The following is a 12393-nucleotide window of genomic DNA, read 5'->3' on the forward strand; positions in this document are numbered from 1 at the left end:
TTGAATTAAAAAAATTTATATTAAATAATTTGGAGTTTTATGATGTTGGATTCTAAAAAGCCACGATTTGGTCGCATCCTGCTAAAGCTATCTGGTGAAGCACTGGCAGGGAACAAAGACATGGGTATCGATGCACAAGTGCTCGATCAGATGTCACTTTCTATTGCGCATCTCGTGGGTTTGGGTGTACAAGTCGGTATCGTCGTGGGCGGTGGTAACCTGTACCGTGGTAGCCAGTTGCAAAAAGATGGTCTGGTAGGTCGTGTAACCGGTGACCAGATGGGTATGCTGGCAACTGTCATGAACGGTCTGGCATTACGTGATGCTTTGGTACGCCGTAATATCAAAACCCGTTTGATGTCTGCATTACCGATTGGTGCAGTGGTTGAATCTTATTCTAGCCGTGATGCGATTCGTCATCTGACTCAAGGTGAAGTGTGCGTATTTGTAGCGGGTACAGGTAATCCGTTCTTTACTACGGATACAGCAGCATGCTTGCGTGGTATCGAGATTGAATCTGACCTGATCCTGAAAGCTACTAAGGTTGATGGTGTTTATAACAAAGATCCAAGCAAATACGAAGATGCCGTGAAATACGACACATTGACATTTGATCAGGTGTTGGACGAGAAGTTGGGCGTCATGGATTTAACTGCGATCTGCTTATGTCGTGACCACAATGTGCCACTTCAAGTATTTGACATGAACAAATCTGGCGCATTGCTTTCAGTGGTGATGGGTGAAAAAGAAGGAACTCACGTCACCAATTAATGACGTGAGCTACAAAGCCCTTTATACTACCTCCTAATTTAGTAAATACATCTTTTAAGAATTAAGTAAGGAAGATCATATGATTAACGATCTTAAAAAAGACGCAGAAGAGCGTATGAACAAGTCTCTTGACTCGTTAGAACATGGTTTCGCTAAAGTTCGTACCGGACGTGCGCATCCATCAATTTTGAACGGCGTCATGGTTCCTTACTACGGCTCTGATGTGCCATTGAATCAGGTTGCAAACGTAGGCGTGGAAGATTCACGTACATTGCTGGTTCAACCATTCGAACGTTCAATGGTTGCTGCGATTGATAAGGCGATCCGTGAGTCTGATCTTGGTTTGAACCCGATTACTGCTGATGCGATCCGTGTACCGATGGCTGCACTAACTGAAGAAACCCGTCGTGACATGCAGAAAGTTGCACGTAACGAAGCTGAAAATGCCAAAGTTGCGATCCGTAACATCCGTCGTGATGTATTGGGTGACATCAAAGCATTGTTGAAAGAAAAAGAAATTTCTGAAGATGACGAACGTCGTGCGTCTGACGAAATTCAGAAAATCACAGACAAATTTGTTGCTGAAGTTGACAAGCGCTTGGCTGCGAAAGAAGCTGAATTGATGAAGGTCTAATTCATCAATGACCGCTTCTGAAGAAAATTCCCGTCTTCCAAAACATGTTGCCATCATCATGGATGGCAACAATCGTTTTGCCAAAAAAAATCAGATGCAGAAAGGCGATGGACACCGTGAAGGAAAAACGGTTCTAGACCCGATTGTTGAACATTGTAGAAAAAGAAATATCCAGGCTTTAACGGTCTTTGCATTCTCCAGCGAAAACTGGAACCGTCCCCAATATGAGGTCGACCTGCTCATGAAGTTGTTGGAAGACACGATTCATGAACAGTTGCCACGTATGCAAAAATTTAATATTGCTTTACGTTTTATTGGTGATCGGTCGCGTTTATCTCCTGAACTGCAAGCATTGATGTTGCAAGCAGAACAAAGGACTGCTAATTTCGATAGTATGACGCTTACCATTGCAATCAGCTATGGTGGAATGTGGGACATGGCACAAGCTGCAAAGCAGATTGCTGCGGATGTTTTAACAAATAAATTAGATCTTGAAGCAATTGATACTGATGTGTTCGGTCAATATGTCAGTTTGAGTGACTTGCCGCCTGTTGATCTGCTGATTCGTACCGGTGGAGATTTCCGCCTGTCCAATTTCCTGCTCTGGCAGGCAGCATATGCAGAGCTGTATTTTACTGAGACCTTATGGCCAGAATTTACCGTAGAGGAATTCGATGACGCACTTGCTGTATTTGGCGGGCGCGAACGTCGTTTCGGTAAAACATCAGAGCAGATTCTTCAAGAAAGACTTGAGAATTAATACACATGTTTGAGCGGATTATAACCGCATTGGTGCTGGTTGCGGTCGTACTGAGCTGTATGTTTGCGACCAAATCACAATATCCAATGTTCGCATTGATGGTTGTGGCTGCCGGGGTGGCAGGCTATGAGTGGTTTAAACTCATGCCGCGAAAATGTAAAAATGTAATCAAGCCAGTGGCGTGGGGCTATGGTCTACTGACTGCAGCCTTATCTGCACTGGCTTTATACTATTGGGATGTGGCCTTATTATTGTGGTCGGCCTCTATCCTGACTTGGTTGCTAAGTATCTACTGGGTTAAAACCTATCCTGATTATGATGGCTGGTACAATGTCAGCTTGCATGGCATCGGGATTGTACTGGTTTCTGCTGCTGTTACAGCAATCTTCTCGGTTTGGCTAAACTCCCCATGGTGGTTGATGTACCTGTTCCTGCTGGTATGGGGTGCAGACAGTGGCGCTTACTTTGTTGGACGCAAGTTCGGCAAGAAAAAACTCGCACCAAATGTCAGCCCAAACAAGTCGGTAGAAGGTCTCTATGGCGGTATTCTTACCTCCATGCTCATCGTGGTTGCCGTCGCTTCACTTTATCTGGATATGACTTGGCCAGAGCTATGTCTATTCCTGATTCTTTCTGTTATTACCGTGTTTAGTTCAGTGCTAGGTGACTTGTTTGAATCCATGATTAAGCGTCGTGCTGGAATCAAGGATTCGGGCCGTATTTTGCCGGGTCATGGTGGTGTACTAGATCGTATTGATTCTTTGCTTGCTGCAGCTCCTATCTTTGCAACAGGCATATATGTTTTAAAACTTATTGGCGTAGATTTATAAATGTCACAAGCTGTTTGTATACTGGGTGCTACAGGTTCAATTGGTCAAAGTACTTTAAAAATTTTGCAGCAACATCCTGAAGCTTACTCGGTTTTCGCTGTGACAGCGCAAAGTCGTATTACTGAGCTGGCAGAAATCTGTCAGCAGTACCGTCCTAAAGTGGCTGTAGTGCCTGCAAATAAAGTCGATGAACTTTCTCAGCTGCTACAAGTGCAGGGCTTATCAGATATCGAAATTCTTCAGAACGAAGCAGGCTTAATTTCAGTTGCAGAGCATGCGGATGTTGATATCGTAATGGCAGCAATTGTCGGGGCGGCAGGCCTGCTTCCTACCTTGGCTGCAGTCAAAGCGGGTAAGCGTGTCCTATTGGCCAATAAAGAAGCCTTGGTCATGTCCGGCGACATCATGATGCAAGCCGCGCGAGATTATGGTGCATTATTATTGCCTGTCGACTCTGAACATAATGCAATTTTCCAGTGCCTGCCTCAAAACTACTTTGATGCCGAACGTAATGGTCAACCTAAGCTCGGTGTTCATCAGATTTTACTGACTGCTTCTGGCGGTCCATTCCTGAACCATTCGCTTGAACAATTGCATGATGTGACACCTGCTCAAGCCTGCAAACATCCTAACTGGTCAATGGGGCAAAAGATTTCCGTAGATTCCGCTACTTTAATGAATAAAGGGCTGGAACTTATCGAAGCGTGTCATTTGTTTGCAGTTCAAGAACAATTTGTTACAGTTGTTGTGCATCCACAGAGTATTATTCATTCCATGGTGCAATATGTGGACGGGTCGACATTGGCACAAATGGGTAACCCGGATATGGGCACGCCAATTGCACATGCTTTGGCATGGCCACAACGGATCAGTACCCATATCCCGGCTCTGGATTTGTTTAAGCATTCACAACTGAATTTTCAGGAACCGGATGTGGTTCGTTTTCCGGCACTGAAATTAGCGCGTCAAGCCATGAAGAGTGGTGGAATTGCGCCTACAATTTTGAATGCGGCCAATGAAATTGCAGTTGCTGCATTTTTAAATCAGCAAATCAGATTTACCCAAATTCCTCAGGTGGTTGAAACTGTCCTGAACCAGATGAACAATCAACCAGCACACGATCTGGATACTATCCTGCATGCAGATCACACAGCACGAGGTTTATCACAGCAATATGTTGTGAATAAAGGAAGTTAAGACATGAACGCCTTGTTTATTATTGCAGCCGCAATCCTATTACTCGGTCCCTTAATTGCGATTCACGAGTTTGGTCACTACATTGTGGCACGTAAACTGGGCGTTAAAGTACTGGTCTATTCCATTGGTTTTGGACCAACCCTTCTAAAGTGGACTTCCAAAAAATCCGGTATCCAATATCAGCTTTCAGCTTTGCCTTTGGGTGGTTATGTCAAAATGCTGGACGAGCGTGAAGGCAGTGTGGCAGAAGAAGACTTGCCTAAAGCCTTTAACCGTCAGCATCCCTGGAAACGTATTGCCATCGTTGCTGCGGGTCCTCTCATTAACCTGCTTTTAGCTGTTGTCCTGTTTTGGGTACTTTTTTTACCTGCACAGGAACAGCTGAATACTCGTGTAGGTAAGGTCTTACCAAACACACCTGCAGCCGCGGTACAGATGCAGCCGGGCGACAAGATTGTCGCTGTAGATGGTACACAAGTCGAAACTTGGGAAAAACTGAGTTATGCCTTGGTGGATCGTGTGGGTGAAACTGGTGTGGTTTCGATTCAGGCAGATCGTGCGGGTGAAAACAAGATATTCCAGTTACCAATTCAAGACTTTCTTAAAGATCAAAGTCAGTCACCCCTTGATACACTAGGTTTCTTGCCATATCGTCCGGAAATTCCGGCTGTGGTGAGCAAACTGAGTGAAGATGGTGCAGCCATTCGTCAGGGTCTTAAAGAAGGTGACAAGATTCTGGCGATTGATGGTGTACAGATGAAAGACTGGTTCGATGTGGTACAAGTGGTACAGGCATCACCAGAAAAATTACTTAAGATAGATGTATTACGTGGTAATCAGGTCGTGCATCTTCAGGTCATGCCGCAAGGCAAACGTGACAATATGGGGAATGTAACCGGTATGCTCGGAGTTCAAAGCGATCCGGGCAAGGTGACAATTCCTGCTGAATATAAACAGACTATTCACTATACGCCTGTTGAGGCGATGGTGATGGCCTTTGACAAGACAGCACATCTGTCTTCAATGATTCTGAACTCGATCGTCAAAATGGTACGTGGTCTGATTGGTCTGGATAATCTTTCAGGCCCGATTACCATTGCCAAAGTGGCGGGACAAAGCGCGGAAATGGGTTGGGAAACTTTTATTTCCTTTATGGCGCTAATGAGTGTAAGTTTAGGGATATTAAACTTATTGCCAATCCCAATGCTTGATGGCGGACACCTGGTTTATTATTTTATCGAATTAATTCGTGGTAAACCTGTTTCTGAACAAATACAATTGATTGGATTAAAAATTGGTATGGTACTGCTCGGCAGTATGATGCTTTTGGCATTATTTAATGACTTTATGCGTTTATAATAACGTAAATGGAATAATTAACAGCGGAAAAGACTGGCATGCAGCACACACATTTATTTATGCCTTTGGCACTCGTTAGTGCAATGGCAGTAGCACAACAAGTATATGCGGCAGAAGACTTCATTGTACAAGATATAAAATTTGATGGATTGGTACGTTTAACTCCAGAAAATGTGTACGGCTTGGTGCCAATCAACAGTGGTGACCGGGTGAATGATCCGATCATTGCCAATGCGATTCGTAGCCTGTATGCATCTGGACTATTTGATGACATCAAAGCCGTTCAACAGGGCAATACCTTGGTATTCCAGGTCGTAGAACGTCCGGTAATTTCGAAAATTGAGCTGAAAGGCAATAAGCTGATTCCAAAGGAAGCGCTGGAAGAAGGCCTGAAAAAAATGGGTCTGGCTGAAGGTGAGGTACTGAAGAAATCTGCACTGCAAACAGTCGAAACCGAGCTGGAACAGCAATATATGCAGCAAGGTCGTTATGATGCCGATATTACGGTAACAACGACACCGCGACCAAATAACCGCGTTGAAGTGCTGATTGATTTTGTTGAAGGTAAAGCCGCTAAAGTTTTTGATATCAATATTATCGGCAATACTGTCTTTAAAGAATCAGATATCAAGCAGGCTTTCGCTGTTAAAGAAAGTGGCTGGAGCTCGGTCATTTCGCGTAATGACCGTTATGCACGTGAAAAAATGGCTGCGAGTTTGGAAGCTTTACGTGCGATGTATCTGAACCGCGGTTACATCAACTTCAATATTACCAATTCAAGTCTGAATCTGAGTGAAGATAAAAAGAATGTCTTTATTGAAGTTTCAGTGAATGAAGGCGAACAGTTTAAGTTTGGACAAACCAAATTCCTAGGCGATGCGCTTTATAAACCTGAAGAGCTACAAGCTTTGCAGTTGTATAAAGAAGGTGATACCTATTCTCAGGAACGAGTGAATGCGGTCAAGCAGCTATTGCTACGTAAATATGGTAATGCTGGTTATTATTATGCTGAAGTAAATGTTGTACCTCAAATTAATAATGAAACTAAACAGGTTGACCTGAACTACTATATTAATCCGGGTCAACAAGTGACTGTACGTCGGATCAACTTCACAGGTAATTCTAAAACTGCCGATGAAGTATTGCGTCGCGAAATGCGCCAGATGGAAAGTGCGCTGGCAAGCAATGAGAAGATTGACCTGTCTAAAGTACGTTTAGAACGTACTGGTTTCTTTAAAACAGTTGATATCAAACCTGTTCGTATTCCAGGATCACCGGATCAAATTGATTTGAATGTGGCAGTTGAAGAGCAGCATTCAGGTACTAGTACTCTAGCTGTTGGTTTCTCACAAAGCGGTGGTGTAACGTTCCAGGCTGGATTAAGTCAGACTAACTTCCTGGGTACAGGGAACAGCGTTTCGATTGACCTGTCACGTTCCGAAACTCAAGATTATTATAACTTGAGTGTAATGGATCCGTACTTCACGATTGATGGTGTACGTCGCGGTTATAATCTTTACTACCGTAAAACAAAGCTAGATGATAATTACAACGTAAATAATTATGTTACAGACAGTTTTGGTGGTGGTATTAATTTTGGTTATCCAATTGATGAGAATCAGAGTGTAAGCTTAGGTTTAAATATCGATAATACTGAGGTAACTACGGGTAATGGTGTTTCTACTTATGTTCGTGATTACTTATTAGCAAATGATGGTAAAACAATAGGCCAAAGTCCTTATTGTATTGATGATGCTAACCCTTGTGCTACAGAACCAAAAGCAGATCGTTTCCAAGGTGAATTTTTAACCTATAACCTAAACTTAGGATGGTCTTATAATACTTTAAACCGTCCAATGTTCCCGACGACAGGTATGTCACATCGTGTCAATGCAGAAATTGCCTTGCCAGGTAGCGATGTGGAGTATCAAAAACTGACTTATGATGCGCAGGCTTTCTTCCCGTTAGGCAAAGATTTTGTTCTACGTGGTTATGGCCGTTTAGGCTATGGTAATGACCTACCTTTCTATAAGAACTTCTATGCCGGTGGTTATGGTTCTGTGCGTGGTTATGAAAATAGTACTTTAGGTCCAAAGTATGACAGTGTATATGCTGAAAATTCAGGCTTGAGTAATTTTGATCCAGAAGAAGTGGGCGGTAATGCCTTGGTTCAGTTTGGTACTGAATTAGTTCTTCCTGTTCCATTTAAGGGGGATTGGGCGCGTCAGGTTCGTCCAGTTCTTTTTGCTGAAGGTGCTCAAGTATTTGATACAAAATGTGATGTTTCACAATCTGCTGAGCTGCGCCAATATTGTAAGGATAACTTTGATTTCGATGCAGGCAATATGCGTTATAGCGTAGGTGCTGGTTTCACCTGGATTACCATGATTGGTCCATTATCACTGAGCTATGCATACCCGTTGAATGATAAAGACGGTGATGAAACTCAAAATGTTCAGTTCGAAATTGGGCGTACTTTCTAAGAAGATTTTGATCTTAAATACAAATTTTGCTCATGAAGCCATCAGGTTTTGTGAGCAAAATTTTTTGAATGGGTAAAAACATGAAAAAAATGATGATGGCAATGGGTATTGCTTTAGCGGGTTTAACTTCATTGTCACATGCCGATGATTACGGAATCGTTGATCTGGAAAAAGTGGTACAAAACAGTACTTATTTAAAGCAGCAAAATGCCACTCTGGAAAATGATATTAAGCCGCAAACTGCACAGATTGCACAGTTTCAAAAAGACCTTACTGCAATCAAGCAAAAAGGTCAGGCTGCAAAAACACAGGCAGAACGTGAAAAAATAGCCAAAGAATTTGAAGGCAAAGCGACTCAACTGGCAGGTGTGCAGCAACAGGTACAGGCAACCGTGCAAACGCGCATGCAAAGTGTGAATAAAGCTTTTGAAGGAAATCTGAAGCGTGCTGCTGAACAATTGCGCCAAGAAAACAAGCTAGATGTGGTTTTAAATAAAAATTCCGTACTTGCTTATGACGCGAAGTATGATTTAACTGATAAAATGATTCAAAAGGTTAATGCAATTAAATAATCGATGAATCATCAAAAACTTCAGTTAGCTGACCTCGCTCGTCTTGTCCAAGGTGAGTATGTAGGTCAGGCAGATTTATGTTTGAGAGGTTTGGCAAGTCTTGAAAATGCAACCTCTCATGACCTTGCATTTGTCAATGCAGATAAATATCTGGAACAGGCAGCTCAGAGTAAGGCGGGCGCTTTAATTGTGACTGCTGAATTAAAAGAGCAGCTAACTTCCCAGCAGAACTTCATTGTCGTAGCCAATCCTTATCTGGCTTTTGCAATTCTGACTCACGTTTTTGAGAAAAAACATACGACTCAGGGAATTGAAAGTACCGCACAAATTCATCCATCTGCCATCATTGCTGACAGTGCCTATATTGGCCACTATGCCGTTATTGGTGAGAATTGTGTGGTGGGTGAAAATACGATTATCCAGTCACACGTTCAGATCGACGACCAGGTTGAAATTGGTCGGGACTGTTTTATTGATGCACATGTGACTTTAACAGGTGCTACAAAAATCGGTAATCGTGTTCGGATCCATGCCAATACCGTAATTGGTAGTGAAGGTTTTGGGTTTGCACCTTATCAAGGGAAATGGCATCGAATTGCCCAGTTGGGTTCAGTCTGTATTGCAGATGATGTCCGGATCGGTTCAAACTGTAGTATTGACCGAGGTGCACTGGATGACACAATTCTGGAGCAAGGTGTCATTATTGATAATCTTGTGCAAATTGCCCATAACGTCAAGATTGGTGAAAACACTGCGATCGCAGCCAAATGCGGGATTGCTGGTAGTACCACGATTGGCAAAAACTGTATTCTCGCGGGGGCCTGTGGGGTAGCAGGACACCTACATATCACCGATAATGTGACCTTGACAGGAATGTCAATGGTGACAAATAACATTACTGAAGAAGGTACTTATTCTTCAGGCATGGGATTGTTGCCAAATCAGCAATGGAAACGCACAGTGGTTCGCTTAAGACAATTAGCAGATGTGCCATTGACCCAGTTGGTGAAACGATTGGATCATATGCAATCTCAAATTGAGTCCATTGAATCAACATTTAAGTTGCGTAAATAATTATGATGACAGAGTCGAATTTGCCTACATTCACGAAGCCTGAATTGCCAATGAATATTCAAAAGATTCGTGAATATTTGCCCCATCGCTATCCATTTCTGCTGGTAGATCGCGTCGTCGATATTACTGAAAATGGTATTGTTGGTTATAAAAACGTCTCAATTAATGAAGAGTTTCTGCAAGGCCATTTTCCGAACTATCCAATCATGCCAGGCGTATTGATTGTAGAGGCATTAGCACAGATCTCAGGTATCCTTGGTTTTGTCATGAATAATGAAACTCCAAAAGAAGGTTCATTATTCCTTTTTGCTGGCGCTGAGAAGGTTCGATTTAAAAAACAAGTGGTTGCTGGTGACCAATTAGTACTTAAATCTGAATTAGTGATGCAAAAACGTGGCATTTATAAATATAATTGCATTGCCACAGTAGATGGCATTGTCGCAACAACCGCGGAAATTATGGTTTCCCATCTGAAAGTCGAGCAGGCATGAGCAATAATCCCCTAATTCATCCAACTGCCATCATTGACGCATCTGCAGTAATTGCTGCAGATGTACAGATTGGCCCTTACTGTATTATTGGGCCAAATGTCACGATTGGTGCTGGTACCAAACTGCATTCACATGTCGTGGTGGGTGGTTTCACACGTATTGGTGAACATAATGAAATTTTTCAGTTCGCCAGTGTCGGTGAAGTCTGCCAGGATCTGAAATATGCAGGCGAGGAAACCTGGCTGGAAATTGGTGATTATAACAAGATTCGTGAACACTGCAGTCTGCACCGTGGTACGGTGCAAGACAAAGGTATTACCAAGATTGGCAGTCATAACCTGTTAATGGTAAATACCCATATTGCACATGACTGTATGGTTGGTGATCATAATATTTTCGCAAATAATGTCGGTGTGGCGGGTCACGTACACGTAGGCGATTATGTCGTGATTGGTGGTAACTCAGGTATTCACCAGTTCTGTAAAATTGACTCTTACAGCATGATTGGGGGCGCTTCACTGATTCTGAAAGATGTTCCTGCCTATGTGATGGTATCGGGTAATCCGGCACATGCATTTGCCATGAATGTGGAAGGCATGCGTCGTAAAGGCTGGTCAAAAGACGTGATTAACGGTTTACGTGAATCCTTTAAGCTGATTTACAAATCTGGCTTAACGACTCAGGAAGCCATCGAGAAAATCCGTAACGAGATTCTTCCAGAAGTTTCTGAAGCACAACGTCTGATTGATTCACTCGAACAATCAAAGCGTGGCATTGTGCGCTAAGCTAAAGAAATGAAAGTAGAATTAAAAAAAGACACCTTCGTGGTGTCTTTTTTTATGGACTTTTTATTTACTTCAAAAATTTAACTTCTTCAGCTTTCGGATAATTCTTGAGTAGTTTCGCTTTATATTGTGAAGCAAGAGTAGCGTTCTTTTCTACATCCTTACTAATATTATAAAGCTGATAAAGAGCAGTAGAGGCTTTTGCAGAATTCGGATAGCGGTCAACCACGATCAGATAATTCTTCTTTGCTTCATTAAAATTCGGTGGGTCAATGGACAGGTTAAACTCAGCTAACCAGAAGTGAGCATTGCTGATATAGACGCTATTCGGATTATTCTTGATGAAATTTTGCATGGGCGCAATGGCTTTAGCTGCACCACCATTTTTATAGGCATCTAGTGCAATGGTATAAGCCGCTTTTTCCTGCTCACTCGGCTGTTGCGTTGTGGATGCCTGATGAGTGGTAGCTGGAGCATTAGAGCTTAAACTGGGAGAAATATCCTGTTGGTTATCCTCCGTGGAGGTATCTTCAGCAGGTTCAATTTTTTGCTGCAATAGTTCCAGACGTTGATCTAGATCGGCATAGCGGTTGGTTAATTCGCTCTTTAATCTCTCGATCTCATTTTCTTGTTCTTCGATTTTTCCACGTAAACTGCGTAGATCATTTTCAAGCTGCTGGTTTTTTTGCATAAGCTGCCAGCTGGTATTGGTCTGAGGTGCATCTGCGCCTGTAGCAATGGCAGATTGAGTGCTGATATTATTTGATTGAGCACCTTGGCTGAGTCCACGTGATTCGATAGGAATCGCAGCAAAAAGAGAGGTTGTACAGAGTGCAGTGAGGGCACACAATACCTGTTTCTTAAACATCATATAAGTTCCATGATTCTTGGCGAGATTATGTATCCGCAGCTCATTTATTCTAAAAGAGATAACCCGTTTATAGCTTCACATTTAAAACGGCATTTTTAGAAATTGCAACAAGGTTTTACAAAGATCATGTGAATTTCGATATTCATGAATTAATTGTGAAGAATATTAAAAAATCAGCATCTTGGGGCATATTGTTTTTAAAATAATCAAACGGATAGCTTATGCCGAAAATTTGAAATACAGCCCTTGCAACTTCAATAAAAATCTCTATACTCTGTTCCTGTAATGGTAGCCCTGCCGGTTACTTCGCAATTGTACTCTATGAACCCCGCCAGGACCGGAAGGTAGCAACGGTAGTAGATCTATGATGTGCCGGAGCTTTGCTGGTAGGGTTGCCACCAGATTTATAATTATAAAATTTCTCTATATTATTTTTTTATTTTTCAATCTTAATTTCTATTGTTTTCTATTCCTTTTAATCTTTACTTTCAATCTTCTATTCACAGCTGCTTTCGTGGATGCCATATTGTTTGGAATATAGAAATTCAATCTTTTGAATAGACTAT

Annotated in this window: 12 protein-coding genes and 1 other RNA gene; 12 read left to right on the plus strand and 1 reads right to left on the minus strand. The window is 42.3% G+C overall.

Going from position 1 to position 12393, the window contains the following annotated elements; genetic code table 11:
* The first annotated feature begins 42 nt into the window (after nt 1-42).
* The 11 genes from pyrH to lpxA all read left to right on the plus strand — a co-directional run bounded on the left by pyrH (nt 43) and on the right by lpxA (nt 10956).
* On the plus strand, nt 43-771 hold the full coding sequence (gene pyrH / locus FTV34_RS01005; protein ID WP_004786170.1) for a UMP kinase: 729 nt from the start codon (nt 43-45) through the stop codon (nt 769-771).
* Nucleotides 772-850: 79 nt separating this feature from the next.
* Nucleotides 851-1405, plus strand: coding sequence for a ribosome recycling factor (gene frr / locus FTV34_RS01010; RefSeq protein WP_005235283.1), 555 nt, complete (start codon nt 851-853; stop codon nt 1403-1405).
* A 7-nt stretch (nt 1406-1412) separates the two neighbouring features.
* Nucleotides 1413-2165 (plus strand): polyprenyl diphosphate synthase, encoded by a 753-nt coding sequence (gene uppS / locus FTV34_RS01015; protein WP_179992307.1) that lies wholly within the window; start codon nt 1413-1415, stop codon nt 2163-2165.
* A 5-nt stretch (nt 2166-2170) separates the two neighbouring features.
* Nucleotides 2171-2995 carry a phosphatidate cytidylyltransferase gene (locus FTV34_RS01020; protein ID WP_004786167.1) on the plus strand — a complete coding sequence of 275 codons (825 nt, stop codon included), beginning with the start codon at nt 2171-2173 and terminating at the stop codon, nt 2993-2995.
* Complete coding sequence (ispC, locus tag FTV34_RS01025; protein WP_180068504.1) at nt 2996-4192, plus strand: 1-deoxy-D-xylulose-5-phosphate reductoisomerase; 1197 nt, start codon at nt 2996-2998, stop codon at nt 4190-4192.
* 3 nt (nt 4193-4195) lie between these two features.
* A complete protein-coding gene (rseP, locus tag FTV34_RS01030; RefSeq protein ID WP_180068506.1) occupies nt 4196-5551 on the plus strand; it encodes an RIP metalloprotease RseP in 1356 nt (451 codons plus the stop codon).
* 38 nt (nt 5552-5589) lie between these two features.
* Nucleotides 5590-8034: an outer membrane protein assembly factor BamA gene (gene bamA, locus FTV34_RS01035; RefSeq protein ID WP_180014142.1), complete on the plus strand. Its 2445-nt coding sequence runs from the start codon at nt 5590-5592 to the stop codon at nt 8032-8034.
* Nucleotides 8035-8114: 80 nt separating this feature from the next.
* Nucleotides 8115-8606 carry an OmpH family outer membrane protein gene (locus tag FTV34_RS01040; RefSeq protein WP_218947817.1) on the plus strand — a complete coding sequence of 164 codons (492 nt, stop codon included), beginning with the start codon at nt 8115-8117 and terminating at the stop codon, nt 8604-8606.
* Between the two features lie 3 nt (nt 8607-8609).
* Nucleotides 8610-9680, plus strand: a complete 1071-nt coding sequence (gene lpxD, locus FTV34_RS01045) for a UDP-3-O-(3-hydroxymyristoyl)glucosamine N-acyltransferase (RefSeq protein ID WP_125278336.1) — start codon at nt 8610-8612, stop codon at nt 9678-9680.
* Nucleotides 9681-9685: 5 nt separating this feature from the next.
* The gene (fabZ, locus tag FTV34_RS01050) at nt 9686-10171 is read left to right on the plus strand and encodes a 3-hydroxyacyl-ACP dehydratase FabZ (RefSeq protein WP_171064833.1); all 486 of its coding nucleotides are present in this window, start codon (nt 9686-9688) and stop codon (nt 10169-10171) included.
* The gene (lpxA, locus tag FTV34_RS01055; protein ID WP_004786156.1) at nt 10168-10956 is read left to right on the plus strand and encodes an acyl-ACP--UDP-N-acetylglucosamine O-acyltransferase; all 789 of its coding nucleotides are present in this window, start codon (nt 10168-10170) and stop codon (nt 10954-10956) included. The genes fabZ and lpxA overlap by 4 nt, the downstream gene beginning before the upstream one ends.
* A 67-nt stretch (nt 10957-11023) precedes the next feature.
* Here the strand turns inward: lpxA and FTV34_RS01060 are convergent, their stop codons facing one another.
* The gene (locus tag FTV34_RS01060; RefSeq protein WP_180003113.1) at nt 11024-11827 is read right to left on the minus strand and encodes a YbgF trimerization domain-containing protein; all 804 of its coding nucleotides are present in this window, start codon (nt 11825-11827) and stop codon (nt 11024-11026) included.
* Between the two features lie 295 nt (nt 11828-12122).
* On the opposite strand from FTV34_RS01060, the gene ffs reads away from it, so the two are divergent.
* An RNA gene (ffs, locus tag FTV34_RS01065) (signal recognition particle sRNA small type) lies at nt 12123-12219 on the plus strand.
* Nucleotides 12220-12393 lie beyond the last annotated feature (174 nt).

Source organism: Acinetobacter sp. YH16038, from assembly GCF_013417275.1.
Taxonomy (GTDB): Bacteria; Pseudomonadota; Gammaproteobacteria; order Pseudomonadales; family Moraxellaceae; genus Acinetobacter.